The sequence below is a fragment of the Nocardiopsis alkaliphila YIM 80379 genome (assembly GCF_000341005.1).
GTDB classification, from domain to species: domain Bacteria; phylum Actinomycetota; class Actinomycetes; order Streptosporangiales; family Streptosporangiaceae; genus Nocardiopsis; species Nocardiopsis alkaliphila.
The window spans coordinates 29999-56478 of sequence record NZ_ANBD01000047.1 but is presented as its reverse complement, the minus strand read 5'-3'; the positions used below and the strand labels follow the sequence as shown (position 1 = coordinate 56478).

At 65.1% G+C, this 26480-nt stretch carries 35 protein-coding genes; all 35 read right to left on the bottom strand.

What is annotated here, in order from left to right:
- On the bottom strand, positions 1-383 hold a 383-nt coding region (gene rpsK, locus D472_RS0107695), incomplete at its 3' end, for a 30S ribosomal protein S11 (RefSeq protein ID WP_033303352.1).
- Between the two features lie 69 nt (positions 384-452).
- Positions 453-833 (bottom strand): 30S ribosomal protein S13, encoded by a 381-nt coding sequence (gene rpsM / locus D472_RS0107690; RefSeq protein ID WP_017603904.1) that lies wholly within the window; start codon positions 831-833, stop codon positions 453-455.
- Positions 834-1053: 220 nt separating this feature from the next.
- Complete coding sequence (gene rpmJ / locus D472_RS0107685; protein WP_026117481.1) at positions 1054-1167, bottom strand: 50S ribosomal protein L36; 114 nt, start codon at positions 1165-1167, stop codon at positions 1054-1056.
- Between the two features lie 53 nt (positions 1168-1220).
- Positions 1221-1442: a translation initiation factor IF-1 gene (gene infA, locus D472_RS0107680; protein WP_013156135.1), complete on the bottom strand. Its 222-nt coding sequence runs from the start codon at positions 1440-1442 to the stop codon at positions 1221-1223.
- Between the two features lie 287 nt (positions 1443-1729).
- Positions 1730-2188, bottom strand: coding sequence for a DUF1707 SHOCT-like domain-containing protein (locus D472_RS0107675; protein ID WP_017603902.1), 459 nt, complete (start codon positions 2186-2188; stop codon positions 1730-1732).
- A 92-nt stretch (positions 2189-2280) separates the two neighbouring features.
- Complete coding sequence (map, locus tag D472_RS0107670) at positions 2281-3105, bottom strand: type I methionyl aminopeptidase (RefSeq protein WP_017603901.1); 825 nt, start codon at positions 3103-3105, stop codon at positions 2281-2283.
- Positions 3105-3767, bottom strand: coding sequence for an adenylate kinase (locus tag D472_RS0107665; RefSeq protein ID WP_017603900.1), 663 nt, complete (start codon positions 3765-3767; stop codon positions 3105-3107). Before D472_RS0107665 ends, map begins: the two co-directional genes overlap by 1 nt.
- Positions 3768-5081, bottom strand: coding sequence for a preprotein translocase subunit SecY (gene secY, locus D472_RS0107660; protein WP_017603899.1), 1314 nt, complete (start codon positions 5079-5081; stop codon positions 3768-3770).
- Between the two features lie 284 nt (positions 5082-5365).
- A complete protein-coding gene (rplO, locus tag D472_RS0107655; protein WP_017603898.1) occupies positions 5366-5830 on the bottom strand; it encodes a 50S ribosomal protein L15 in 465 nt (154 codons plus the stop codon).
- Positions 5827-6012, bottom strand: a complete 186-nt coding sequence (rpmD, locus tag D472_RS0107650) for a 50S ribosomal protein L30 (RefSeq protein WP_017603897.1) — start codon at positions 6010-6012, stop codon at positions 5827-5829. Before rpmD ends, rplO begins: the two co-directional genes overlap by 4 nt.
- Positions 6013-6014: 2 nt before the next feature.
- On the bottom strand, positions 6015-6617 hold the full coding sequence (gene rpsE, locus D472_RS0107645) for a 30S ribosomal protein S5 (protein WP_017603896.1): 603 nt from the start codon (positions 6615-6617) through the stop codon (positions 6015-6017).
- Between the two features lie 46 nt (positions 6618-6663).
- Positions 6664-7044, bottom strand: a complete 381-nt coding sequence (gene rplR / locus D472_RS0107640) for a 50S ribosomal protein L18 (RefSeq protein ID WP_017603895.1) — start codon at positions 7042-7044, stop codon at positions 6664-6666.
- 2 nt (positions 7045-7046) lie between these two features.
- On the bottom strand, positions 7047-7583 hold the full coding sequence (gene rplF / locus D472_RS0107635; protein ID WP_017603894.1) for a 50S ribosomal protein L6: 537 nt from the start codon (positions 7581-7583) through the stop codon (positions 7047-7049).
- A gap of 18 nt (positions 7584-7601) precedes the next feature.
- The gene (gene rpsH / locus D472_RS0107630; protein ID WP_017603893.1) at positions 7602-8000 is read right to left on the bottom strand and encodes a 30S ribosomal protein S8; all 399 of its coding nucleotides are present in this window, start codon (positions 7998-8000) and stop codon (positions 7602-7604) included.
- 267 nt (positions 8001-8267) lie between these two features.
- Positions 8268-8453 carry a type Z 30S ribosomal protein S14 gene (locus tag D472_RS0107625; protein WP_014912578.1) on the bottom strand — a complete coding sequence of 62 codons (186 nt, stop codon included), beginning with the start codon at positions 8451-8453 and terminating at the stop codon, positions 8268-8270.
- A gap of 11 nt (positions 8454-8464) precedes the next feature.
- The gene (rplE, locus tag D472_RS0107620; RefSeq protein ID WP_017603892.1) at positions 8465-9040 is read right to left on the bottom strand and encodes a 50S ribosomal protein L5; all 576 of its coding nucleotides are present in this window, start codon (positions 9038-9040) and stop codon (positions 8465-8467) included.
- Positions 9040-9345: a 50S ribosomal protein L24 gene (rplX, locus tag D472_RS0107615; protein WP_017603891.1), complete on the bottom strand. Its 306-nt coding sequence runs from the start codon at positions 9343-9345 to the stop codon at positions 9040-9042. The genes rplE and rplX overlap by 1 nt, the downstream gene beginning before the upstream one ends.
- A 3-nt stretch (positions 9346-9348) precedes the next feature.
- Positions 9349-9717, bottom strand: a complete 369-nt coding sequence (gene rplN / locus D472_RS0107610) for a 50S ribosomal protein L14 (RefSeq protein ID WP_017603890.1) — start codon at positions 9715-9717, stop codon at positions 9349-9351.
- Between the two features lie 77 nt (positions 9718-9794).
- Positions 9795-10067 (bottom strand): 30S ribosomal protein S17, encoded by a 273-nt coding sequence (rpsQ, locus tag D472_RS0107605; protein ID WP_014909496.1) that lies wholly within the window; start codon positions 10065-10067, stop codon positions 9795-9797.
- Entirely contained in the window at positions 10064-10318 is a 255-nt protein-coding gene (gene rpmC, locus D472_RS0107600; protein WP_017603889.1) for a 50S ribosomal protein L29, read from the bottom strand. Before rpmC ends, rpsQ begins: the two co-directional genes overlap by 4 nt.
- A complete protein-coding gene (gene rplP / locus D472_RS0107595; protein WP_017603888.1) occupies positions 10318-10731 on the bottom strand; it encodes a 50S ribosomal protein L16 in 414 nt (137 codons plus the stop codon). Before rplP ends, rpmC begins: the two co-directional genes overlap by 1 nt.
- A 3-nt stretch (positions 10732-10734) precedes the next feature.
- Entirely contained in the window at positions 10735-11529 is a 795-nt protein-coding gene (rpsC, locus tag D472_RS0107590) for a 30S ribosomal protein S3 (RefSeq protein WP_017603887.1), read from the bottom strand.
- Entirely contained in the window at positions 11529-11897 is a 369-nt protein-coding gene (gene rplV, locus D472_RS0107585; protein WP_017603886.1) for a 50S ribosomal protein L22, read from the bottom strand. Before rplV ends, rpsC begins: the two co-directional genes overlap by 1 nt.
- A 76-nt stretch (positions 11898-11973) precedes the next feature.
- Positions 11974-12252, bottom strand: coding sequence for a 30S ribosomal protein S19 (gene rpsS, locus D472_RS0107580; RefSeq protein WP_013156115.1), 279 nt, complete (start codon positions 12250-12252; stop codon positions 11974-11976).
- Between the two features lie 12 nt (positions 12253-12264).
- Positions 12265-13104 (bottom strand): 50S ribosomal protein L2, encoded by an 840-nt coding sequence (gene rplB / locus D472_RS0107575; RefSeq protein WP_017603885.1) that lies wholly within the window; start codon positions 13102-13104, stop codon positions 12265-12267.
- A 56-nt stretch (positions 13105-13160) separates the two neighbouring features.
- Positions 13161-13451 (bottom strand): 50S ribosomal protein L23, encoded by a 291-nt coding sequence (gene rplW, locus D472_RS0107570; protein WP_017603884.1) that lies wholly within the window; start codon positions 13449-13451, stop codon positions 13161-13163.
- Complete coding sequence (gene rplD, locus D472_RS0107565; protein ID WP_017603883.1) at positions 13448-14119, bottom strand: 50S ribosomal protein L4; 672 nt, start codon at positions 14117-14119, stop codon at positions 13448-13450. The genes rplW and rplD overlap by 4 nt, the downstream gene beginning before the upstream one ends.
- Before the next feature lie 3 nt (positions 14120-14122).
- Complete coding sequence (gene rplC / locus D472_RS0107560) at positions 14123-14773, bottom strand: 50S ribosomal protein L3 (protein ID WP_017603882.1); 651 nt, start codon at positions 14771-14773, stop codon at positions 14123-14125.
- Between the two features lie 12 nt (positions 14774-14785).
- Positions 14786-15094: a 30S ribosomal protein S10 gene (gene rpsJ, locus D472_RS0107555; RefSeq protein ID WP_014908366.1), complete on the bottom strand. Its 309-nt coding sequence runs from the start codon at positions 15092-15094 to the stop codon at positions 14786-14788.
- 258 nt (positions 15095-15352) lie between these two features.
- On the bottom strand, positions 15353-16546 hold the full coding sequence (gene tuf / locus D472_RS0107550) for an elongation factor Tu (protein WP_017603881.1): 1194 nt from the start codon (positions 16544-16546) through the stop codon (positions 15353-15355).
- An 83-nt stretch (positions 16547-16629) separates the two neighbouring features.
- Positions 16630-18744 carry an elongation factor G gene (gene fusA / locus D472_RS0107545; RefSeq protein WP_033303342.1) on the bottom strand — a complete coding sequence of 705 codons (2115 nt, stop codon included), beginning with the start codon at positions 18742-18744 and terminating at the stop codon, positions 16630-16632.
- A gap of 38 nt (positions 18745-18782) precedes the next feature.
- Complete coding sequence (gene rpsG / locus D472_RS0107540; protein ID WP_017603879.1) at positions 18783-19253, bottom strand: 30S ribosomal protein S7; 471 nt, start codon at positions 19251-19253, stop codon at positions 18783-18785.
- Between the two features lie 2 nt (positions 19254-19255).
- Positions 19256-19627, bottom strand: coding sequence for a 30S ribosomal protein S12 (rpsL, locus tag D472_RS0107535; protein ID WP_014912437.1), 372 nt, complete (start codon positions 19625-19627; stop codon positions 19256-19258).
- 473 nt (positions 19628-20100) lie between these two features.
- The gene (locus tag D472_RS0107530) at positions 20101-22425 is read right to left on the bottom strand and encodes a hypothetical protein (protein ID WP_020380403.1); all 2325 of its coding nucleotides are present in this window, start codon (positions 22423-22425) and stop codon (positions 20101-20103) included.
- Between the two features lie 152 nt (positions 22426-22577).
- A complete protein-coding gene (locus tag D472_RS0107525; RefSeq protein WP_017603878.1) occupies positions 22578-26456 on the bottom strand; it encodes a DNA-directed RNA polymerase subunit beta' in 3879 nt (1292 codons plus the stop codon).
- Between the last annotated feature and the right edge of the window lie 24 nt (positions 26457-26480).

Genomic DNA, 26480 nt, shown 5'->3' with positions numbered 1-26480 from the left:
GGGCGCCAGCCGTTGTGCGGAACCGGCGTGACGTCCTGGATGGAGCCCACCTCGAGGCCGGTCGCCTGCAGCGAACGGATGGCGGTCTCGCGACCCGAGCCCGGGCCCTTCACGAAGACGTCGACCTTGCGGACACCGTGCTCCTGGGCACGACGGGCGGCGGCCTCGGCGGCCATCTGAGCGGCGTAGGGGGTGGACTTACGCGACCCCTTGAAACCGACCTGGCCCGAACTGGCCCACGAGACCACCGCACCGGTGGGGTCGGTAATGCTCACGATCGTGTTGTTGAACGTGCTCTTGATGTGAGCATGTCCGTGAACAATGTTCTTCTTTTCCTTGCGGCGCACCTTGCGCGCTGCACCCTGACGGCCCTTAGGCGGCATGAGTGAAACTCCCAGAGATCATCGGTCCGTGTATGTCTTCTCGGACGCGGTTGACAGGTCCGAGGCGGACTACTTCTTGCCGGCCTTCTTCTTGCCGGCCACGGTCTTCTTCTTGCCCTTACGGGTACGGGCGTTGGTCTGCGTGCGCTGACCACGCACCGGGAGACCACGACGGTGCCGGATGCCCTGGTAGCTACCGATCTCCATCTTGCGACGGATGTCGGCCTGGACCTCGCGTCGCAGGTCACCCTCGACCTGGTAGTTGGCGTCGATCCACTCGCGCAGCTTGACCAGGTCCTCTTCGGACAGCTGGTGAACGCGAGTGTTCCCGTCGACACCGGTGTTCTTCAGTGTTTCGAGGGCGCGGGTACGGCCAACCCCGAAAACGTACGTGAGAGCGATCTCCACCCGCTTGTCGCGAGGGAGGTCGACGCCGGCAATACGTGCCATGTGGGCGAAACTCCATCCATGTATTCGCGGAGGTCTGACCCGTTCCATCCTCCCGTCGCCCAATCGACGAGGCCTCGGCCTCCGACCGAGGGTTCTCTCCCACCCCCAACGGGCGGAAGATCGGAACAGGTTTTCGTGGTTTCACAAGCCCGGTCGGAGAGGAAATCCCCTTGTCCGGGCGTTCACGACGCGGAAGTCGCGGCAGGCGGACCTGAGCTGACTAGCCCTGGCGCTGCTTGTGCCGCGGGTCCGAGCAAATGACCATGATCCGGCTGTTACGACGAATCACGCGGCACTTCGCGCAGATCTTCTTCACGCTCGGCTTGACCTTCATGGTGACTCCGAACTCATCCATCACCAGTCTCGGGCCATGCGGCCCCGGACGGGCTACTTGTAGCGGTAAACGATGCGCCCGCGCGTGAGGTCGTACGGGCTCAGCTCCACGACGACACGGTCGTCGGGAAGAATACGGATGTAGTTCATCCGCATCTTGCCGCTGATATGGGCAAGAACCTGGTGCCCGTTGTCGAGCTCTACCTTGAACATAGCGTTGGGTAGGGACTCGACAACGGAACCCTCGATCTCGATGGCGCCGTCTTTCTTTGCCATGTCCTCCACGCCTCGCTCATCGATTTGGTTGATCAGGACAACCCGACGCGACCTGAGTGGTCCCTCGCATGACGCGACGGCCCCGGCGACCACGGACACACCGTGTCGCCGGCGCCGGGACACACTGGAAGTTCAGGCCAACTGCAAGGCTTACGTCGATGTGAAGACGTGCCACAAAGAAGGCAGACTGACCCAACAGCCCGCGTATGGGCAGTGTCAGTCTATCCCCTCTCGGCAAGTACTCCTGACCGCGGGGCTGTATGACATCGTGCGTCTCGCGCGCCCGCCTATCGTTCGCCCTGGTTCTCGACACCACGTTGGGCCACCAAGATCCCGAAGGTCACCACGGCCATCACGACACCCCAGGGACCCAGCACCCACAGGAACCACGGATAAGCGGCACCAGTGGTCAGATAGACGATGAGCCAAATGGCGAAGCACAAGACGTTGACGCCACCATAAAGCCACCACGGCACCATCAGCGCGGGGTCGCGCAAGCGCAGCGGGGGCACCGCCACGCCGGCCTCGACCCGGGCCGCCCGGCCGACATCGGCCAGATCCCGTTCGGGAAGGTCCGAAGTGACCTGAGCGAGCTCGTCCATGGTTTTGGACTTGTACACCCGACCGAGGCGTTCGGTGAACTCCTCGTGATCCAATCGTCCCTGCGCGAAGTGCTCCTGGAGCAACCGCGCGACACGGTCGCGTTCGGAATCGGACGAACGCATCGAGGGCACCGGGTCGGACATCGCGCGTACCTCGCCTCTCCACCCGTGTGTGGTCACCACCCCACCAGCGCCGGCCTGCTCCACCATCGCCGACGGGCGGGGCGGGCCCGCCGTCACCAGGTCGGTTGGACGAACCCCATCTGTGTGATTTTATCGCGATTATCCTCGCGCGCGGTCAGTACCATCGGCCCCTGCGCGGTGATCGCGACGGTGTGTTCGAAATGGGCGGCCCGCCCACCGTCCCGAGTGACCACGGTCCAGCCGTCGTCGAGCTCCACCACGTGGTGTTCACCGATCGTGGTCATCGGTTCGATGGCCAGGCACATACCCTCACGGAGCCGCATACCCTTGCCCCGCTTGCCGTAGTTGAGCACGTGCGGGTCCATGTGCATCTGGGTACCGATGCCGTGGCCGCCGTACTCGCGCACGTTGCCGTAACCACCGTTCTCGGCGATGTGACCGGCGATCGCGTAACCGATGTCGCCCAGACGTCCACCCGGAACCATCGCGGCGATCCCCTGCCACATGGACTCCTCGCAGACCTCCATCATCGCCAGGTCCTCGGTACGGGCCTGGCCCACCGCGAGCGTGACCGCGGAGTCGCCGTGCCAGCCGTCGAGGATGGCCCCGCAGTCGATGGAGATGATGTCCCCGTCGGACAGGACACGGTCGGCGCTCGGAATCCCGTGCACGACCTCTTCGTTCACCGAGGCGCAGATCGAACCGGGAAAACCGTGGTACCCCTTGAACGAAGGGATGGCCCCGGCGTCGCGGATCACCTTCTCGGCGACCGAGTCCAACTCCAGGGTGGACACCCCGGGCCGCACAGCGGCCCGGAGGGCGTCCAGAGCACGGGCCACGACCTGACCCGCCGCCCTCATCTTGGCGATCTGTTCCGGCGTCTTGATCTGCACGTCCGGATCCGCCTTACGAAACATCAGGCCGCCGACCGCTTCTTCTCGTCGATGGCCGCCTTGGCCCGTGCCGTCACCTCGGCCACGGGGCCCGTGGCCGAGATGGTGGCCAGCAGGCCCTCACCGGTGTAGAACTCGACCAGCGGGGCGGTCTGCTCGCGATAGACCTCGAGGCGGTGCCGAATGGTCTCCTCACGGTCATCCTCGCGCTGGTACAGCTCAGCGCCCTCGTTGTCGCACTTGCCCGGCTCCTTGGGAGCGTCGTACTCGACGTGGTAGACCCGGCCGCACTCGGGGCAGGACCGACGACCGGAGAGTCGTCTGACGACCTCCTCCTCGTCGACCTTCAGCTCCAGCACGACGTCCAGGCTCGTGTCCAGGTCGGCGAGTATGGTCCTGAGCGTCTCGGCCTGGGGGACGTTGCGGGGAAACCCGTCGAGCAGGAAACCCTCCACCGCGTCACTCTGGGCCAGACGATCTTTGACCATGGCGTTGGTCACCTCGTCGGGGACGAGGTCACCACGGTCCATGAACTCCTTGGCCTTCTTGCCGAGTTCGGTACCGCCACTGACGTTGGCCCGGAAGATGTCACCGGTGGACACCTTCGGGATCGACAACTCTTCCGCGAGGATCTGGGCCTGGGTGCCTTTGCCGGCCCCAGGCGGCCCCACCAATACTGCGCGCATTTATCGAAGAAAACCTTCGTAGTTCCTCTGCTGGAGGTGACTCTCGATCTGCTTCACCGTGTCCAGCCCGACACCGACCATGATCAGGATGCTCGTCCCGCCGAAGGGGAAGTTCATGTCGGCACCAGTGGCGCCGAGAGCGACCATCGGCAGGAGAGCGATCACACCCAGGTACAGAGAGCCGGGTGTCGTCAGTCGAGTGAGCACGTGATCGAGGTACTCGGCGGTCGGACGCCCTGGTCGGATACCCGGGATGAACCCACCGTACTTCTTCATGTTGTCGGCGACTTCAGTGGGGTTGAAGGTAATCGCCACGTAGAAGAACGCGAAGCCGACGATCATGACGAAGAAGGTCAGCATGTACACGGGGTGAGTGCCGGTGAGGAAGTAGGTCTGGAAGAACTGCGCCACCGGATGGGTGGAGTCCTGACCCAACAGGCCGACGATCAGCTGCGGAAGGTACAGCAGGGAGGAGGCGAAGATCACGGGGATGATGCCCGCCTGGTTGACCTTCAAAGGGATGTAGGTGGAGCTGCCACCGTACATTCGACGGCCCACCATCCGCTTGGCGTACTGCACCGGGATACGGCGCTGAGCCTGCTCCATGAACACCACGGCGGTGATCAGGGCCAGACCGGCGATGCAGATGATGGTGAAGATCCAAACGGAACGCTCCTCGTACAGACCCATGATCGAGGACGGGAAGACCGCGATGACCTGGGTGAAGATGAGCAGCGACATGCCGTTGCCCACACCGCGTTCGGTGATGAGCTCGCCCATCCACATGATGATGGCGGTACCCGCCGTCATCGTGAAGACGATGGTCACCAAGGTGAGGATGTCCTGGTTGGGCATGTAGGAGGAGACCGGAATGGCGTTCTGGAAGAGCGCACCGGTCCGGGCCATGGCCACGATGCTGGTCGCCTGTAGGACCGCCAGCATGAGGGTGAGATAGCGGGTGTACTGAGTGATCTTGCTCTGCCCGGCCTGGCCCTCCTTCTTGAGGGCTTCGAGGCGGGGAATGACCACCGTCAGCAGGTTGATGATGATGCTCGCGGTGATGTACGGCATGACCCCGAGCGCGAACACCGCCAGTTGCAGGAGCGCGCCACCGCTGAAGAGGTTGACCAGCGCGTAGACACCGCTCTGGTCGCTCGCGGTGATGGTCTCCATCTGCTCCCTGATCGCCGCCGAGTCGATACCCGGTGCCGGGATCACGGACCCCAGGCGAAAGAGGGTCAGGATGAACAATGTGAACAGCAGCTTATTGCGCAGGTCGGGCGTGCGGAATGCACGAACGAACGCACCTAGCACGTCTCCTCCTGCGCGGCTTCGGCGGCGGAACGGGTTCCAGACATCGCGGCCGATCCTGAATCGTCGTAGAACGTCAGCAGCGGGCACGTCGCCCGTTGCTCGGAAGTACTCACATTACGTCAAGCTGGGAGCTCAAACAGATGGCACTGTAACAGTCATCACCCAACAACAGGGTTCGTGAGGCATAACGATCAACACTCACAACGCGTGAGGGCGTCCGACCAGCGGATCTTCACGAATCCTGCCGGACGGACGCCCTCTGTGCGCATCTGGGAGTGCGGTCCCTACAGCTCGGTGATGGTGCCACCGGCCGCGGTGATCTTCTCCTTGGCCGATGCGGAGAACGCGTTCACGCTCACCTGCACGGCGACGGAGATCTCACCCGAGCCCAACACCTTGACCGGCTGGTTCTTGCGAACCGCGCCCTTGGCGGCCAAGTCCTCGACGGTGACCTCGCCACCCTCGGGGTAGAGCTCGCTCAGCCTGTCCAGGTTGACGACCTGGTAGGTCGTCTTGAACAGGGCGTTGCTGAAGCCCTTGAGCTTGGGGATCCGGCGGATGAGGGGCATCTGCCCACCCTCGAAGCCGGGACGAACGGTGTTACGAGCCTTGGTGCCCTTGGTACCGCGACCAGCGGTCTTACCCTTGGACGCCTCACCACGGCCCTTACGGACCTTGGCCTTGTTGGCGCCCGGGGCGGGACGCAGGTGGTGGAGCTTGAGCGGCTCGTCGGGGCTGTAGTCGCTCATTCTGCGACCTCCTCGACAGTGACGAGGTGCGAGACGATCGTGATCTGCCCGCGAACCTCAGGGCGGTCCTCACGGACGGTGGACTTACCGATCCGACCCAGGCCCAGCGACTGGAGGGCAGCGCGCTGCTTCTCCTTGCCACCGATCTTGGAGCCGGTCTGCGTGATCTTGATCTTGGCCATGATCAGGCTCCTGCCTTCGCCTCAGCGCGAGCGCGCAGCATGGCGGCCGGGGCGACGTCCTCGATCGGCAGACCACGACGGGCGGCGATCTCCTCGGGCTGGTTGAGGCCCTTCAGAGCCGCCACCGTGGCGTGCACGATGTTCAGCGGGTTGGACGAACCGAGCGACTTGCTCAGGACGTCGTGGATACCGGCGCACTCCAGGACGGCGCGGACCGGACCACCGGCGATCACACCGGTACCCGGGGCCGCCGGACGCAGCAGGACGACACCCGCGGCGTCCTCACCCTGGATCTGGTGCGTGATCGTGCCCTGGATACGGGGGACGCGGAAGAAGTTCTTCTTCGCCTCCTCCACACCCTTGGCGATGGCGGCCGGAACTTCCTTGGCCTTGCCGTAACCGACACCCACCATGCCGTTGCCGTCACCGACGATGACGAGCGCGGTGAAGGAGAAGCGACGGCCGCCCTTGACGACCTTCGCGACCCGGTTGATGGTCACGACCTTCTCGATGTAGGAGACACCCTTGTCTGCGGCGCCGCCGCGGCGATCGTCACGGCGATCACGCCGCTCGCCACCGGCGCCGCGCCGCGGTGCTGCAGCCATCAGTGGTTCCTCTTCTCGTGGTTGTTCTTGGCCAGTACAGAGGTCATCAGAAGTCCAGCCCACCCTCGCGTGCCGCCTCGGCGAGCTTCGCGATGCGGCCGGCGTAGCGGTTACCACCACGGTCGAAGACGACCTTGCTGATACCGGCCTCCTTCGCGCGCTGCGCGACGAGCTCCCCGACCTTGACGGACTTGTCGGACTTGCTGCCCTCGCTGCCACGCAGGTCCGGCTCGACGCTGGAGGCCGCGACCAGGGTGTGACCCTTGGTGTCGTCGATGACCTGCGCGACGATGTGCTTGGAGGAGCGGAAAACGGCCAAGCGGGGACGCTCGGCGGTGCCCACGACCCTCTTGCGCACACGGAAGTGGCGACGCTTGCGAGCGGTGGTGGCCTTCGCGGTGCGCTTGCGGCTCACGGTGATGCCCATGCCTACTTACCAGCCTTTCCGGCCTTGCGGCGGATGTGCTCACCCTGGTACCGCACGCCCTTGGCCTTGTACGGGTCAGGCTTGCGCAGACCGCGGATGTTCGCGGCGACCTGGCCCACCAGCTGCTTGTCGATGCCCTCCACGTGGAGGACGGTCGGCTTCTCGACCCGGAAGGAGATGCCTGCCGGCGGCTCCATCACGACGGGGTGGCTGAAGCCCAGCGAGAACTCCAGATTGGAGCCGCGGGCCTGAACGCGGTAACCCACACCGTGGATTTCCAGGGTCTTGGAGAAGCCCTTGGATACGCCCTCGACCAGGTTGGCGATCAGCGAACGGGTCAGCCCGTGCAGTGATCGGTTCTCCGGTTCGTCGTCGGGGCGAGACACCGTGACGACCCCGTCCTCCACGGAGGCGGTGATCGGCTCGGTGATCGTGTGCTTCAGTTCGCCCTTCGGCCCCTTGACAGTGACGTCTTGCCCGTTGATTGTGACCTCGACGCCCTTGGGGACCGAGAGCGGCAGTCGACCGATACGCGACATGCTTTTCGTCTCTCCCTATTACCAGACGTAAGCGAGGACTTCGCCGCCCACGCCACGCTTCTTGGCCTGCTTGTCAGTCATCAGGCCGCCGGACGTCGAAATGATGGCCACACCGAGGCCACCCAGCACGCGAGGCAGGTTGTCCTTCTTCGCGTACACCCGCAGACCGGGCTTGGAGACACGGCGGATGCCGGCGATGGAACGCTCACGCGTGGGACCGTACTTCAGGTCCAGGACGAGGTTCCGGCCGACGGTGGCCTCCTCGGTCCGCCACCCCTGGATGAAGCCCTCGTGCTGGAGGACCTCGGCGATGTGCGCCTTGATCTTGGAATACGGCATCGTCACGGTGTCGTGGTAAGCCGAATTCGCGTTACGCAGACGCGTCAGCATGTCTGCGATCGGGTCGGTCATCGTCATGGCCGACTGGCCCTTCCTCACCGCGGTTTCCGAGTGCGGGCCTTCCCAGAGCCTGCCTTGAGCGGGGTCTCCCCCACCAAGTACGCAAACGGACCTTCGGCGTGGTCGTGGGCACCGCGGTCCGCTGGGGACTGCCGTGCCCTGGTGAATGAATGTTGCTTTTCGCCACCGCCCCGGAGGGCGGTGGTTCCTACGTCGAGCCACCGAGAGGGTGACGCGCGGCGGGAGCCGACCACGCTGGGAGCGTCTGGTCGGCCCCGCCGGAAACTACCAGCTCGACTTGGTGATACCGGGCAGCTCGCCCCGGTGCGCCATCTCGCGGAAGCAGATACGGCACAGGCCGAACTTCCGGAAGACGGCACGCGGGCGGCCGCACCGCGAGCATCGAGTATACGCCCGAACGCCGAACTTCGGCTTCCGGTTCGCCTTCGCGATCAGGGACTTCTTAGCCATTGTTGAACCCCTCAGGCTTCCTTGAACGGGAAACCGAGCCGCTTGAGCAGGCTGCGGCCCTGGTCGTCGGTCGTGGCGGTGGTGACGACGGTGATGTCCATCCCACGCTGCCGGTCAACCTTGTCTGGGTTCACCTCGTGGAACATGACCTGCTCGGTCAGACCAAAGGTGTAGTTGCCGTTCCCGTCGAACTGCTTCGGGGACAGGCCACGGAAGTCCCGGATCCGGGGCAGGGCCAGCGAGAGCATCCGGTCGAGGAACTCCCACATCCGGTCGCCGCGCAGCGTCACGCTGGCGCCGATCGGCTGTCCTTCACGCAGCTTGAACTGCGCGATGGAGTTCTTGGCCCGGTTGATCTTGGGCTTTTGCCCGGTGATCGCCGACAGGTCGGCGATCGCGCCCTGGATCAGCTTCGCGTCACGAGCCGCCTCGCCCACACCCATGTTCACCACGATCTTGGTCAGACCGGGGACCTGCATGATGTTCTCGATGCCGAACTCGTCCTTGAGGCCCGCGACGATCTCGTTGCGGTACTTCTCCTTGAGCCGCGGCATCGGAGGGGCGGTGATGTCGTTGGTAACCGTCATCAGATGTCCTTACCGGTGCGACGGGAGACGCGAACCTTGGTTCCGTCTTCCTCGAAGCGGTAGCCGACCCGGGTGGCCTTGCCGTCCACGGCGAGCGCAACGTTGCTCACGTGGATCGGGGCCTCCTTGGTGACGACCTCGCCTTGCTCGCCGCCGGCCGGGTTGGCCTTCCTGTGCTTCTTGACCAGGTTGACGCCCTCGACGATGACACGGTCGTCCTTGGGCAGGGTCTTGACGACCTTGCCTGTGGCACCCTTGTCCTTGCCGGCGAGAACGATGACCTCGTCGCCAGATTTGATCTTCATCGCTTAGAGCACCTCCGGCGCCAGCGAAATGATGCGCATGTACTTCTTGTCACGCAGCTCACGGCCGACCGGGCCGAAGATGCGGGTGCCTCGCGGGTCCCCACCGTCCTTGATGAGCACGGCAGCGTTCTCATCGAAGCGGATGTAGGAGCCGTCGGGCCGGCGGCGCTCCTTGGCGGTGCGCACGATAACGGCCTTGACGACGTCGCCCTTCTTGACCCCAGCGCCAGGCAGGGCGTCCTTCACCGTGGCAACGATGGTGTCACCGATCCCGGCGTAGCGCCGACCCGAGCCACCGAGAACACGGATGGTAAGGATCTCCTTGGCACCCGTGTTGTCGGCGACCTTGAGTCGCGACTCCTGCTGAATCACGTCTGCTCCTGATGTGATGCGTGCGGTCCACTGCCGCACNNGGCCGACGAACGTCGTCGGCCGCCGACAGGCCGGGGTTACTTAGCCTTCTCCAGGATCTCCACGACGCGCCAACGCTTCGTCGCGGAGAGCGGCCGGGTCTCCATCATGCGGACCCGGTCACCGACGCCACAGGAGTTCGCCTCGTCGTGCGCCTTGTACTTGGTCGTCCGGCGGATGACCTTGCCGTACAGGGCGTGCTTGACTCGGTCCTCGACCTCGACAACGACGGTCTTGTCCATCTTGTCGCTGACGACGTAGCCCTCGCGCACCTTGCGGTAGTTGCGGGTCGCGGTCTGGTTCTCACTCATTCGGCTGCTTCCTTCGACTCCTGCGCCGACTCACCAGACAGCGGGACGATGCCCAGCTCATGCTCGCGCAGGACCGTGTAGATCCGCGCGATCTCGCGCTTGACCGTCCGAAGACGGCTGTGGTTGTCGAGCTGGCCGGTGGCGGCCTGGAAGCGGAGGTTGAAGAGCTCTTCCTTGGCTTCCTTGAGCTTGGTGACCAGGTCCTCGACGGACTGGTCACGCAGCTCGTGGGCAGTCACGGACTTCGCCATCACTCACCCTCCCGCTTAACGAACTTGCACTTCATCGGGAGCTTGTGCATCGCACGACGCATGGCCTCCTTGGCCACGGCCTCGGGCACGCCCGACAGCTCGAACATCACGCGACCGGGCTTGACCGGCGCGACCCACCACTCGGGTGAACCCTTACCGGAACCCATGCGGACCTCGGCGGGCTTCTTCGTCAGCGGACGGTCCGGGAAGATGTTGATCCACACCTTGCCGCCACGCTTGATGTGACGCGTCATGGCGATACGAGCGGACTCGATCTGCCGGTTCGTCACGTAGGCCGATTCCAGGGCCTGGATGCCGAACTCACCGAAACTGACGGTGGTTCCGCCCTTGGCCTTGCCACGAAGGTCCGGGTGGTGCTGCTTGCGGTACTTGACCTTACGAGGAATAAGCACGGGTCAGCTCCCCTCGGTCTTCGGAGCCTCGGCCGAAGCGCCGGCCTTGGCCTCGGTGTTCTGCTGGCCGCCACCGGCACCGCCACCACGACGGCGACGCTGCGGGCGCTCACGACGCTGGCCGCCACCGGCGGTGCGCTGCGCGGCCTGGGCGGCCTCACGCTCGGCGCGGGTCACAGGGGCGTCGCCCTTGTAGATCCACACCTTGACACCGATGCGACCGAACGTCGTACGGGCCTCGAAGAAGCCGTAGTCGATGTCGGCGCGCAGGGTGTGCAGCGGGACGCGACCCTCACGGTAGAACTCGGAGCGGGACATCTCGGCCCCACCCAAGCGTCCACCGCACTGGATACGGATGCCCTTGGCACCGCTCTTCATCGCGCTCTGCATGGCCTTGCGCATCGCGCGACGGAAGGCCACGCGGCTGCTCAACTGCTCAGCGACGCCCTGGGCGACGAGCTGCGCGTCGATCTCGGGGTTCTTCACCTCGAAGACGTTCAGCTGCACCTGCTTGCCGGTCAGCTTCTCCAGGTCCGTACGGATCCGGTCGGCCTCCACACCGCGGCGGCCGATGACGATGCCCGGCCGGGCGGTGTAGACGTCCACGCGAACACGGTCACGGGTGCGCTCGATCTCGACCTTGGAGATGCCCGCGCGCTCCATGCCACGGGTCAGCATCCGACGGATCGCGACGTCTTCCTTGACATAGTCCTTGTAGGACTTGTCGGCGTACCAGCGACTCTTGAAGTCGGTGGTGATGCCGAGGCGGAACCCGTGCGGGTTGATCTTCTGCCCCACTATCGGGTCCTTTCCTTGCTCTTGGACGAGACGCCCGCGTCCTCAGCGACGACCACGGTGATGTGGCTCGTGCGCTTGGTGACTCGGAAAGCCCGGCCGAAGCCGCGGGGACGAATACGCTTCAGGGTCGGACCTTCGTCCACCCACACGCGTTCGACCACCAGGGTCTCGCGGTCCAGCTTGTCATTGTGCTCAGCGTTGGCGATGGCGCTAGCCAGCACCTTGCCAACGGGCTCACTCGCCGACTGGGGAGCGAACCGGAGCACCGCCTGCGCCTCGTCAGCGGGCAACCCGCGAATAAGGTCCGCCACCCGGCGAGCCTTGCGGGGCGTAACGCGGACGAACCGCGCCTGTGCCCTCGTTCCCATCGCTTTTTCCCTCGCTCACGGAAAATTTCTTCCCCACTCACCGTGGAGAAAATGATTCTTACAACTGCTGCAACCGCTAACGGCGGCTACGGCGGTCTTCCTTGACGTGGCTACGGAAAGTACGCGTGGGAGCGAACTCACCGAGCTTGTGGCCGACCATCGACTCCGACACGAACACCGGAACGTGCTTGCGGCCGTCGTGGACGGCGATCGTGTGACCGATCATCTCCGGGACGATCATGGACCGCCGGGACCACGTCTTGATGACGTTCTTGGTCCCCTTCTCGTTCTGCGATTCCACCTTCTTGATGAGGTGGTCGTCGACGAAGGGACCCTTCTTAAGGCTACGTGGCATCAGACGTGCTCCTTACCGCTTCTTCTTACCGCTACGCCGACGCCGCACGATGAGCTTGTCGCTGGCCTTGTTCTTGGCCCGGGTCCGGCCTTCCTTCTTGCCCCAGGGGCTGACCGGGTGACGACCACCGGAGGTCTTGCCCTCACCACCACCGTGCGGGTGGTCGACCGGGTTCATGACCACACCACGGACGGACGGGCGCTTGCCCTTCCACCGCGAGCGGCCGGCCTTGCCCCAACTGATGTTGGACTGCTCGGCGTTGCCGACCTGGCCGATCGTGGCACGGCAGGAGATCTCCACCATGCGCATCTCGCCGGAGGGCATACGCAGCGTGGCGTAGTTGCCCTCCTTGGCCAGGAGCTGGATCTGGGATCCGGCGGAACGGCCCAGCTTGGCGCCACCACCAGGCTTCAGCTCGACCGCGTGCACGAACGTACCCGTGGGGATGTTGCGCAGCGGGAGGCAGTTGCCCGGCTTGATGTCGGACTGGGGGCCGTTCTCGACCTTGTCGCCCTGCTTGAGGCCGGCGGGCGCCAGGATGTAGCGCTTCTCCCCGTCCACGTAGTGGAGCAGAGCGATACGAGCGGTGCGGTTGGGGTCGTACTCGATGTGAGCGACCTTGGCCGGCACGCCGTCCTTGTCGTGACGACGGAAGTCGATCACGCGGTAGGCACGCTTGTGACCGCCACCCTGGTGACGAGCGGTGATCCGGCCGTGGCCGTTGCGACCGCCCTTGGAGTGGAGTGGACGAACCAGGGACTTCTCCGGCTCCGAGCGCGTGATCTCGACGAAGTCGCTCACGCTGGAGCCGCGACGACCCGGCGTCGTCGGCTTGTACTTACGAATGCCCATCTTCTTCGCGCATTCCTTTACGTGTTACTTGGTGTGTAGCGGTCAGACCCGGAAGATCACTGACCGAAGATGTCGATACGGTCACCCTCTGCGAGGCTGACGATCGCGCGCTTGGTGTCAGGACGCTTCCCGTAACCGAAGCGGGTGCGCTTGCGCTTGCCCTTCCGGTTGATCGTGTTCACGCCGGTGACCTTCACTTCGAAGATCTTCTCGATCGCGATCTTGATCTGGGTCTTGTTGGCGTCCGGGCGAACGATGAACGTGTACTTGTTCTCGTCCATGAGCCCGTAGCTCTTCTCGGAGATCACCGGCTCGATGATGATGTCCCGGTGGTCGGCGATCCTCACTGGTCGTCCTCCTCGGACTCAGCGGTCTTCGAGGCACCGGTCGCGTGGGCCAGGAACTCGGCGTAACCCGCCTCGGTGAAGACCACGTCGTCCGAGTACAGGACGTCGTAGGTGTTCACCTGGTCCGCGTCGAGGATGTGGACCTCTTCGAGGTTGCGCAGGGCGCGCCGGTTGTGCTCGTCCTCACGAGCCAGGACGACGAGAACCTTGTCGGACTCGGTGACCTGGCGCAGCGCCTTCAGAGCGGTCTGGGTGAGCTTACTGCCGGTGTCCTCGGCCACGAAGTGGCTGATGACGTGGATACGGCCGTGGTTGGCTCGGTCGGAGAGGGCGCCACGCAGAGCGGCGGCCTTCATCTTCTTCGGGGTCCGCTGCGAGTAGTCACGCGGCTGGGGGCCGTGAACGACGCCACCACCGGTGTACTGCGGAGCGCGGATCGAGCCCTGACGGGCGCGACCGGTGCCCTTCTGGCGGTAGGGCTTGCGACCACCACCGCGGACCTCGCCGCGGGTCTTGGTGGCGTGGGTGCCCTGGCGGCCGGCGGCCAGCTGACCGTTCACGACCTGGTGGATCAGCGGAATGCTGACCTGCTGGGCGAAGACGCTCTCGGGAAGCTCGACGCTGCCCTTGGAGCCGCCCTCGGGGTTCTTGACCTCGATCTGGGCCATGACTTACTTGTCCCCCTTCACAGCGGTGCGGACGAGCACCAGACCGCCGTTGGGACCGGGCACGGCACCCTTCACGAGGATGAGGCCCTTCTCCGCGTCCACGGAGTGAACGGTCAGGTTCTGGACGGTCTTGCGCACGTTGCCCATGCGTCCGGCCATCCGCATGCCCTTGAAAACGCGGCCGGGCGTGGCGCAGCCGCCGATGGCGCCGGGCGCGCGGTGGGTGCGGTGCGTACCGTGTGAGGCGGAGAGACCGGCGAAACCGTGCCTCTTCATCACACCGGCGAAGCCCTTACCCTTGCTCTTGCCCGTGACGTCGACCTTCTGGCCGATCTCGAACGTGGCCGCGTCGACCTCCTGGCCGAGCGTGTACTCGGAGGCGTCGGAGGTGCGAACCTCCACGTAGTGACGGCGCGGGGTCAGCTCGTGCTTGCGCAGGTAGTCGCCCAGGGGCTTGTTGACCTTGCGCGGGTTGATCTGACCGTAGCCGAGCTGGATGGCGGAGTAACCATCGGTGTCCGGAGTCCGGATGCGACTCACGACACACGGACCGGCCTTCAGGACGGTAACGGGCACCATCTGGCCCGACTCGTCGAAGACCTGGGTCATGCCGAGCTTTTCGCCCAGAACTCCCTTGATCTGCTTGGTAGCCATGTCTGTGCGTCCTTACAGCTTGATCTCGATGTCAACGCCGGCCGGAAGATCGAGTCGCATGAGCGAGTCGACCGTCTTCGGGGTCGGGTCGATGATGTCGATCAGCCGCTTGTGAGTGCGCATCTCGAAGTGCTCGCGCGAGTCCTTGTACTTGTGCGGCGATCGGATGACGCAGTAAACGTTCTTCTCCGTCGGCAGCGGCACCGGGCCCGCGACCTGTGCGCCAGTTCGCGTCACGGTCTCAACGATCTTCTTCGCCGAGCTGTCGATGACCTCGTGGTCATAGGCCTTTAGCCGAATGCGGATCTTTTGTCCCGCCATGTGGCCTGTTCGTCCTTCGCTTCAGTGTCCGTAACGGTGAGCAGTTCCGGTCACAGACGCCCAGGCCCGTCGGCGAATCCGCCGGCGTCTTGGCCTTGAGCCCCTATTCCCTTGAGAAACCGCAACAGGGCTTGCCCCTGCGGTGCGTCACCGTCACAGAGCCCGATGACGTCTTGTCAGTGTGGTGGGTGGGCCGCGCGAGGGCGGCCCACCCACCACGCTGGGACGGCTCCGTGAGGAACCACCCCAGCGTGTGTACTACTTGAGGATCTTGGTGACGCGACCCGCGCCCACGGTCCGGCCACCCTCACGGATGGCGAACTTCAGGCCCTCTTCCATGGCGACCGGCTGGATGAGCTGGACGGTCATCTCGGTGTTGTCACCGGGCATGACCATCTCGGTGCCCTCCGGCAGCGTCACGACGCCGGTGACGTCGGTGGTGCGGAAGTAGAACTGCGGACGGTAGTTGTTGAAGAACGGCGTGTGGCGGCCACCCTCGTCCTTGGACAGGATGACGACCTGGCCTTCGAACTCGGTGTGCGGGGTGGTGGTGCCGGGCTTGATCACGACCTGGCCGCGCTCGACGTCCTCGCGCTTGGTGCCGCGCAGGAGCAGACCGACGTTGTCACCGGCCTGGCCCTGGTCGAGCAGCTTGCGGAACATCTCCACACCGGTGACGGTGGTGGTCTGCTTCTCTTCCTTGATGCCGACGATGTCGACGGTCTCGTTCACGTTGACGATACCGCGCTCGATGCGGCCGGTGACGACGGTGCCGCGACCGGTGATCGAGAAGACGTCCTCGATCGGCATCAGGAACGGCTTGTCGGTGTCACGCTCGGGCTCCGGAACGAAGGAGTCCACGGTGGACATGAGCTCCAGGACGGACTTGCCCCAGGTCTCGTCGCCCTCCAGGGCCTTCAGAGCCGAAACCTTGGTGACGGGAGTGTCGTCACCGGGGAACTCGTACTCGCTGAGCAGCTCGCGGACCTCGAGCTCGACGAGCTCGAAGATCTCGTCGTCGTCGACCATGTCGGCCTTGTTCAGGGCGACGACGATGGCCGGAACGCCGACCTGGCGGGCCAGGAGGACGTGCTCCTTGGTCTGCGGCATCGGGCCGTCGGTGGCGGCCACGACCAGGATCGCACCGTCCATCTGGGCCGCACCCGTGATCATGTTCTTCACGTAGTCGGCGTGACCGGGGCAGTCGACGTGAGCGTAGTGACGCTGCTCGGTCTCGTACTCCACGTGGGAGGCCGCGATGGTGATACCGCGCTCGCGCTCCTCAGGAGCGTTGTCGATCTCGTCGAACGGGGTGAACGGGTTCAGCTCCGGGTACGCGTCGTGCAGCACCTTGCTGATGGCAGCGGTCAGCGTGGTCTTGCCGTGGTCAATGTGACCGATGGTGCCGATGTTGACGTGCGGCTTGGTCCGCTCGAACTTTTCCTTCGCCACTGGAAATCTCCTAGACGTACAGATCTATCTGACTGTGGTCCAACCCCGCGGGTACGGGGAACAGCCGGGTTACGTGTTCGCGACTATTCGCCGCGAACCTTCGCCACAATTTCTTGGGCGACAGCGGACGGAACCTCCGCGTAGGAGTCGAACACCATCGAGTAGTTGGCTCGACCCTGCGTACGGCTGCGCAGATCACCCACGTAGCCGAACATTTCCGAGAGGGGTACCAGGGCCCTGACGAGGCGGACACCGGAACGCTCGTCCATGGACTGGATCTGTCCACGGCGGGAGTTCAGGTCACCGACCACGTCGCCCATGTAGTCCTCGGGCGTGGTGACCTCCACGGCCATGACCGGCTCCAGCAGAGTCGGCTTCGCCAGCCTGACGGCCTCCTTGAAGGCCATCGAACCGGCGGTCTTGAAGGCCATCTCCGAAGAGTCGACCTCGTGGTACTGACCGTCCGTCAGCGTCACCTTGATGCCGACGAGCGGGTAGTGCGCGAGCACACCCAGCTCCGCGGCCTCCTGGCAACCGGCGTCGACCGAGGGGATGTACTCCCGCGGGATGCGGCCACCGGTGACGGCGTTGACGAACTCGTAGCCCGAAGCGGTCCCGTCCTCGGACTCCAGCGGCTCCAGGTCGATCTTGACCTTGGCGAACTGACCCGAACCACCGGTCTGCTTCTTGTGGGTGTAGACGTGCCCGTCGACCTTCTTGCGAATGGTCTCACGGTAGGCCACCTGGGGCTTACCGATGTTGGCCTCGACCTTGAACTCGTCACGCATGCGGTGGACCAGCACCTCCAGGTGCAGCTCACCCATACCGGAGATCACGGTCTGACCGGTCTGCTCGTCCGTGGCCACCTGGAAGGAGGGGTCCTCGTCGGCCAGGCGCTGGATCGCGATGCCCAGCTTCTCCTGGTCGCTCTTGGTCTTGGGCTCGATGGCCACCTCGATGACCGGAGCCGGGAAGGTCATGGACTCCAGGATGATGGGCGACGAGGGGTCGCACAGCGTCTCACCGGTGGTGGTGTCCTTCAGACCCATGACGGCGACGATGTCACCGGCACCCGCCTCGGCGATCTCCTCACGCTTGTTGGAGTGCATGCGGTAGACCTTGCCGATGCGCTCCTTGCGGCCCTTGACGCTGTTCTGCACCTGGCTACCGCTGACGAGGACACCGGAGTAGACACGCACGTAGGAAAGCTTGCCCAGGTGCGGGTCGCTGGCGATCTTGAAGACCAGGGCGGAGAAGGGCTCGTCCACGCTCGGCTTGCGCTCGAGTTTGGTCTCCTCGGTCTCGTCCTTGGGGTCGTGGCCCTCGATGGCCTCGACGTCCAACGGGGAGGGGAGGTAAGCGGTGACCGCGTCGAGCAGGGGCTGGACGCCCTTGTTCTTGAAGGCGGTGCCGCAGACGACGGGCACGGCGGTGCCGGCGATGGTGGCGCGACGAATCGCGGCCACCAGCTGCTCCTCGGTGGGCTCTTGGCCCTCGAGGTACATCTCCATGATCTCGTCGTCGGCCTCGGCCAGCGTCTCGATGAAGGTCTCACGGGCCTCGCGAGCGGCCTCGACGTGGGTGTCGGGGATGTCGACGGTGTCGTACATCTCACCCAGCGGAGTGTCGTCGCTCCAGACGTAGGCCTTCATCTTGACGAGGTCGATGACGCCCTTGAACTCGCTCTCGGCGCCGATGTTCAACTGGATCGGCATGGCGTTCGCGCCGAGGCGCTCCCGGAACATGTCGACGCAGCGCTGGAACTCGGCACCGATCTTGTCCATCTTGTTGACGAAGCAGATACGGGGCACGCCGTACCGGTCGGCCTGACGCCAGACCTGCTCCGACTGGGGCTCGACACCTTCCTTGGCGTCGAAGACGGCGACAGCACCGTCCAGGACACGCAGGGACCGTTCGACCTCGACCGTGAAGTCGACGTGGCCGGGTGTGTCGATGATGTTGATGGTGTTGTCGTTCCACTGGGCGGTGATCGCAGCCGAGGTAATGGTGATACCCCGCTCCTGCTCTTCCTTCATCCAGTCCATCGTCGAGGCGCCGTCGTGCGTCTCGCCGAGTTTGTGGTTGACACCCGTGTAGTAGAGGATCCGCTCGGTCGTCGTGGTCTTGCCCGCGTCGATGTGGGCCATGATGCCGATGTTGCGGACCTTGGCCAGGTCAAGCAAAGTCGTCTTAGCCATGAGGCTCGTCGTCCTTCGGTCTGTTCGATCCAGCCGCTTTACCAGCGGTAATGGGCGAAGGCCTTGTTCGACTCGGCCATCTTGTGCGTGTCCTCACGCTTCTTGACAGCCGCTCCGAGGCCATTGCTGGCATCGACCAACTCGTTCATGAGTCGCTCGGTCATCGTCTTCTCACGGCGCTGACGCGAGTAGGAGACCAGCCAGCGCAGGGCCAGCGTGGTGGACCGGGAGGCGCGAACCTCGACCGGCACCTGGTAGGTCGCGCCACCGACGCGGCGGCTGCGGACCTCGAGCGCGGGCTTGACGTTGTCCAGGGCGCGCTTCAGGATGACGAGCGGGTCCTGGCCGGTCTTCTCGCGAGCACCCTCGAGGGCGTCGTAGACGACGCTCTGGGCGATGGAGCGCTTGCCGTCCAGCAGCACCTTGTTGATCAGTGCGGTGACGAGCGGCGAGGCGTAAACCGGGTCGTTGATGAGCGGGCGCTTCGGCGCCGGGCCCTTGCGCGGCATGCTTACTTCTCCTTCTTGGCACCGTAGTGGCTACGGGCCTGCTTGCGGCCCCGGACACCCTGGGTGTCGAGCGAACCGCGGACAATTCGGTAGCGGACACCCGGCAGGTCCTTCACACGACCGCCACGGACCAGCACGATGCTGTGCTCCTGGAGGTTGTGACCAATGCCGGGGATGTAGGCCGTGACCTCGATGCCGCTGCTCAGCTTGACGCGAGCGACCTTACGCAGAGCGGAGTTCGGCTTCTTGGGCGTAGTGGTGTAAACACGAGTGCACACACCACGACGCTGCGGACTCCCCTTCAGCGCCGGGGTCTTGTTCTTTGCGACCTTGTCCTGTCGGCCCTTACGGACCAGCTGCTGGATGGTGGGCACCGCGTCTCCGTCTTCCTCGTGACCTACGCCGGTTCTCGTAGCCGATATCGCTATTGACCTGCTGAATTTCCCGAACCTCCCCGACCCACGCAGTCGGGCGTGTCGGCATCGTTCCCAAGCACGGCGAACGGATACACACCCGACCTTCAAGGCCGATTCACAGGAGGGAGTTCACATGCGCCGCGCGCCTTGCATCCGTCCTGTTCAGGACTGGGGCGCCGCACACACACGTGCGACCCGTCGACTCACGGGCACAATCACACAGGCTACCGCTACCAGACCAGACGGTCAAAACGATGTGCGCTATGGCGAGAACGAACGGAACCGGTTCTCACGTAGCCGTGGGTCACCCTCAGTCTACGCGCTCTCCGACTCGTTTCGTCCCAGGTTTCCCCTGAAATTCGGCTGAAGCGACGCCGCATGCGGACGGCCGCTCCCAGAGCACCCATTATTCCCTGGAAGCGGCCGTGTGACTACAGAACGAGCCAGACCGCGATTGAGATCACCGTCACCACGATGCCGATCACGGCGAACACCGTGCCCGTGGTGATGAGTCCGAGCCCGTCGAGCGTGCCTCGCGACTCCCGGATCGCCTTCTTGGCCTTGGGTCCGGTGACGAACAACGCGACGAGCGCGGTGATCACGCCAAGGAGCGGAATCAACGAGGCCACACCCAGCCAGAGGGTCCGAACGGCCCCGGGCTCGGTGTCGGCCAGGAAGTCGATGCTGTCGTAACCGGGGTAGGCGTCCCCGGCCTCGCCGCCCAAAGGACGGTCGTCGAAACCCGGAAAGTCCTCGGAGATCCGGTCCCGACGGCGCTTGACCGGTCGGGGCCCTTCACTCATCCCGTAGTCGGCCGGTGTGAACCCGTCGTCGTACTCCGATTCGTCGGTGTCTTCCGCGGGCCCGACCTCCTCGGAGTCCCGCAGGTCCTCGGACCAGGCTTGAGAGGGCCGCCGCTCGTGCCGACCGTAGGTGGGTTCCGACCCCAGGTCGGAGGGGAGCCCCGCAGCGACCGCACCGGCCGCGGAACGGTCGTCATGGTCTTCGGGCTCCAGACCACGGTCGCCATGTCCCGGCTCCTCGTAACCCTGATCGGCGTAGCCCGGTTCGTCGTAGTCCTGGCCGGCGTGGCCCTGACCGACATAGCCTCGTTCGCCGTAGCCCTGACCGGTTCGGACCGGATCGTCGTAGTCCCGTTCGTCGTACGCCGGTTCGTCGTAGCCCTGGTCGGCCCGATCCCGAAATTGTGGATCACGCTCGTCGGCGTGCCGCCCATCGTGGCCGTAGTCGTCCAGTCCGCGCCCGTCGTAACCGAGTTCGTCACGCGGAGCGGCAGCGTACTCCTCACCCCCGTACCCCGCGGTCCGGTCTCGGAAGGTGGAAGCGTCGAACATCTGGGTGGCACCATCGGCGCCCCGGCTCCAGGAGGGTTCCTCAGGCGCGTGGGGCCCGTCCGACCGGAGCGGATCCGAACCCGAATGGAAGGTCTCCTCCCGTTCCTCGGTCTCCTTCGCCTTGGCCCGGGACTGCATGTTCGCGATCGCGGCCAGCGGGTCGTCCGAGGTCGCCACGGCGGCGGAGAGCTCCCCGGTGTCGGGCCCACTGTCCCGTTCCGCCTCCGGCGAGGTCGATTCCCGACGACGGAGTTCGGCGTCCCGAACCACCTCGGGCAGGCGCGGGTCGTTCCGGTCGAAGGCCCAGGTGTTACCGCTTTCGCCTCCCAAGGTCCCGTCCTCCATGGGCCGGTCGGACAAGGGAGAGGGCTGAGCGGAAGAAACCGGTGACGGAGCGGAGAGCTCGTCAGGGGACTCGGTGGACCACTCCCTCGACCGCGGGGAGAGTTCGTCGTCGTACCGGTCATCGAGGTAGGAGGGGGACGGATCCGTCCACCGGGTGCCATCGGGTTCGGCCCAGGGCTCGGAATCCTTGGCGTCGAAACCGCCGCCGGTGGGCACGGAGCCGGCGTCCCACGCCTGCGGATCGGTCCAGGAGTCGGACTTCGGTGTTCTGGGAACCTCCTGATCGGGAGGTTCGGCCGCCCAGGAGTCGTGGCCCCTGTTCGTCCAGGAATCGTGGGCGGGCACGGAGTCGGTTCCCTCCGAGCCTTCTGGAGGCAGGGGAACCTGCGCGCTCGCCGCGATGCCCGGATAACCACCTGTCGAGGCCGATGCGTCCTCGCTCGTTTCGGGCTCCCTGGACGAAGGCCCATCGCTCTCCCACCCGAGCCCGGTCTCGGGTACGGACGCTGATACCGGCTCGGACCTTTGCTCGGGTTCCGGCTCGGCTCGCCGATCCCACAACGGCTCGGCCGTCTCACGAGGTTCCTCGGGCTTCTCCCACGCCGGAGCGGCCTGGTGCGAAGCCCCCCACTCGGGGGCCACCGGAGGCGCCTGGGCAGGCTTTTCCCAGGAGGAGGGCTCGCTCCCTGGGATACGACTGATCGGACGGTAGGCGTCCTCGCTCGCACCCGGGTAGGAAAGACCGAGCGGTCCCTGGGGGTCCGCGGCCGGGGTCGGCGGCGCGGGAGGGGTCACAGGTGTGGGCGGTACACCCAACGCATCCGGATAGGGCTCGACCAGGGCCGGGCGTGACGCGCTCAGCCCCGCGTATCCACCACTGTCCGGAAAAACGGCGGCGGTCTCCTCCGACGCCTCGTCTTCGGACTCCTCCCGATCCTCCATGGGGTCCTGGTACTCGGACTGTGTGCGGAAACGGTTCTCACTCGGCTTGAACCAGGAATCCGCGTCCCCTCCGGACGACCGGCGCCCCGGTTGTTCGCCCCCGTTATCAGTCACTTGCCTGTTCTCCCGCCGGCGCGCCGTGGCGCCCTCTCCCCGTCAACACAACGGTGTGTCGACCGACAACGACAAAACGGCGGCGGAGCCACCCCCTGATACCGGGGGTGGCGGACCGCCGCCGTCAACTCAGCCAACGTTCAGGTCGGCGCTCATCGGTTGTAGGGACCGAAGTCGTACTCCTCCAGCGGCACGGCCTCGCCCGAGCCCTGACCGAAGGTGTACTCGCTCGGCTCCTCGTAGCCGGAGACCGAGTACATCGAGGCCTTGGCCTCCTCGGTCGGCTCGACCCGAACATTGCGGTACTGCGGAATACCCGTACCGGCCGGGATGAGCTTACCGATGATGACGTTCTCCTTGAGGCCGAGCAACGGGTCGCTCTTGCCATGGATCGCGTTCTCGGTGAGCACCCGGGTGGTCTCCTGGAAGGAGGCCGCGGACAGCCAGGACTCCGTGGCCAGCGAGGCCTTGGTGATTCCCAGCAGGACCGGACGTCCGGCCGCGGGCTGGCCGCCTTCGGACACCACACGCCGGTTGATGCGCTCGAACTTGGGACGCTCGACCATTTCACCGGGCAGCAGCTCGGTGTCACCGGACTCCAGGATGTTCACTCGCTTGAGCATCTGGCGAACGATGATCTCGATGTGCTTGTCGTGAATGGACACACCCTGCGACTTGTACACCTCCTGGACTTCCGACACCAGGTGCTGCTGCACCGCGCGCGGGCCCTGGATGCGAAGCACCTCGTGCGGGTTGATCGCGCCCTGGATGAGCTGCTGACCGACCTTGACGTGGTCGTCGTCGTTCACCAGGAGCTGGGCACGCATCGGGACCGGGTAGGCGATCTCGTCGGTGCCGTCGTCCGGGATGACGACGATCTTGCGGCTCTTCTCGGTGTCGTCGATCCGGATCCGCCCCTCCATCTCGGAGATCGGAGCCACACCCTTGGGGATGCGGGCCTCGAAGAGCTCCTGGACACGGGGCAGACCGTGGGTGATGTCCTGACCGGCCGAACCACCCATGTGGAAGGTACGCATGGTCAGCTGGGTACCGGGCTCACCGATGGACTGGGCCGCGATGATACCGATCGCCTCACCGACGTCCACCGGCTTACCGGTCGCCATGGAGCGGCCGTAGCAGGTGCTGCAGACACCGATCTTCGCCTCGCAGGTCAGCGACGAGCGGATGCGCACACGGAGGATGCCGGCGGCGACCAACTTGTCGATGTTCTGCTCGGAGGTGTCGGACAGGGCGGGAAGCACGACGTTGCCGTCGGCGTCCACCACGTCCTCGGCGATGGTCCGGCCGAAACCGGTGTTCTCGACGTTGTGCTTGCGCACCACGACGCCATCGATGTTCTTTTCGCCGATCTCGTGCCAGAGCGCACGGTCGGTGCCGCAGTCGACCTCGCGAACGATGACGTCCTGGGCCACGTCCACCAGACGACGGGTCAGGTAACCCGAGTCGGCGGTACGCAGGGCGGTGTCCGCCAGACCCTTGCGCTGACCGTGCGTGGAGATGAAGTATTCCAGCACGGACAGGCCCTCGCGGTAGGAGGACTTGATCGGACGCGGGATGGTCTCACCCTTGGTGTTGGAGACTAGACCACGGATACCGGCGATCTGGCGCACCTGCATCGGGTTACCACGCGCACCGGACTGGACCATCATCCACACCGGGTTGTCGGCGGGGAAGTTGTCCTCCATGTTCTTGGCGACCTCGGCGGTGGCCTGGGTCCACACCTCGGTGAGCTCCTGACGGCGCTCGTCGTCGGTGATCAGACCACGGTCGTACTCGCGCTGGATCTTGTCGGCCTTGCGGTCGTAGCGGCCGAGGATCTCCTCCTTTTGCGGAGGCGCGACGACGTCCTCGATGCCGATGGTCAGACCGGACCGGGTGGCCCAGCGGTAACCGGCGTCCTTGAGGGCGTCCAGGGTCGTGGCGACCTGGATCTTCGGGTAGTTCTCGGCCAGGTCGTTGACCAGGGCCGAGACCTGCTTCTTGCCCACCTGGAAGTTGACGTACGGGTAGTCGACCGGAGTGGCCTCGTTGAAGAGGTACCGACCCAGGGTGGTCTCCAGCACGTACGGCTCGCCGGGCTGCCAATCCTCCGGCGGTGTCCAGTCCTTGGGCGCGGGAGCCCCGTCCTCGATCCGCAGGCGGATCTTGGCCCGCAGGTCCAGGTGACCCAGGTCGTAGGCCATGATGGCCTCCGCCGGGGAACGGAACGCGCGCCCCTCGCCCGTGGCTCCGGCCCGCTCCGTCGTCAGGTAGTACAGGCCGATGATCATGTCCTGGGTGGGCATGGTCACGGGCTTGCCGTCGGACGGCTTGAGGATGTTGTTGGTGGCCAGCATCAGCAACCGCGCCTCGGCCTGGGCCTCGGCGGACAGCGGCAGGTGCACGGCCATCTGGTCACCGTCGAAGTCCGCGTTGAACGCGGTGCACACGAGCGGGTGGATCTGGATGGCCTTGCCCTCGACCAGCTGCGGCTCGAAGGCCTGGATGCCCAGGCGGTGCAGCGTCGGGGCCCGGTTGAGCAGAACTGGGTGCTCGGTGATGACCTCTTCGAGGACGTCCCACACGACCGGACGGGACCGCTCGACCATCCGCTTGGCGCTCTTGATGTTCTGCGCGTGGTTCAGGTCGACCAGGCGCTTCATCACGAACGGCTTGAACAGCTCCAGGGCCATCTGCTTGGGCAGACCACACTGGTGCAACTTCAACTGCGGACCGACGACGATGACCGAACGGCCGGAGTAGTCGACACGCTTACCGAGCAGGTTCTGCCGGAAACGACCCTGCTTGCCCTTGAGCATGTCCGACAGCGACTTGAGCGGACGGTTACCGGGACCGGTGACCGGGCGTCCACGACGGCCGTTGTCGAACAGCGCGTCGACGGCCTCCTGGAGCATCCGCTTCTCGTTGTTGACGATGATCTCGGGCGCGCCCAGGTCCAGAAGCCGCTTGAGGCGGTTGTTCCGGTTGATGACACGGCGGTACAGGTCGTTCAGGTCGGAGGTCGCGAAGCGGCCACCGTCCAGCTGCACCATCGGACGCAGGTCCGGCGGGATGACCGGGATGCAGTCCAGCACCATGCCCATGGGGCTGTTGGTGGTGTTGAGGAACGCCGAGACGACCTTGAGCCGCTTCAGGGCACGAGCCTTCTTCTGGCCCTTGCCGGTACGGATGGTCTCGCGGAGCTTCTCGGCCTCCTCGTCCAGCTCGAAGTTGGAGAGGCGGTCCTGGATGGCCTGAGCGCCCATGCCACCACGGAAGTACTTCCCGAAGCGGTCCCGCATCTCGCGGTAGAGCATCTCGTCGCCCTCGAGGTCCTGGACCTTGAGGTTCTTGAATCGGTTCCAGACCTCGTCGAGACGGTCGATCTCGCGCTGGGCACGGTCGCGCAGCTGGCGCATCTCGCGCTCGGCGCCCTCGCGCACCTTGCGACGCGCGTCGCCCTTGGCACCCTGCTCCTCGAGCTCGGCCAGGTCGGTCTCGAGCTTGCGGTGACGCTCCTCCAGGGTGGAGTCGCGACGCTGCTCCAGGTGCTGCTTCTCGACCGAGATCCGGGCTTCGAGCGACTGTAGGTCCCGCTCGCGAGCCTCGGTGTCCACCCACGTGACCATGTAGGCGGCGAAGTAGATGATCTTCTCGAGATCCTTCGGTGCCAGGTCCAGCAGGTAGCCCAGGCGGGAGGGCACGCCCTTGAAGTACCAGATGTGCGTAACGGGTGCGGCCAGCTCGATGTGGCCCATCCGCTCACGACGCACCTTGGCACGGGTCACCTCGACGCCGCAGCGCTCACAGATGATGCCCTTGAAACGGACACGCTTGTACTTACCGCAGTAGCACTCCCAGTCCCGGGTCGGGCCGAAGATCTTCTCGCAGAAGAGTCCGTCCTTTTCCGGCTTGAGGGTCCGGTAGTTGATGGTTTCGGGCTTCTTGACCTCGCCGTGCGACCACTGGCGGATGTCGTCGGCCGTAGCGAGACCGATGCGCAGCTCGTCGAAGAAGTTGACGTCGAGCACTTAATTCGTCCCCTGCTCTCGAAG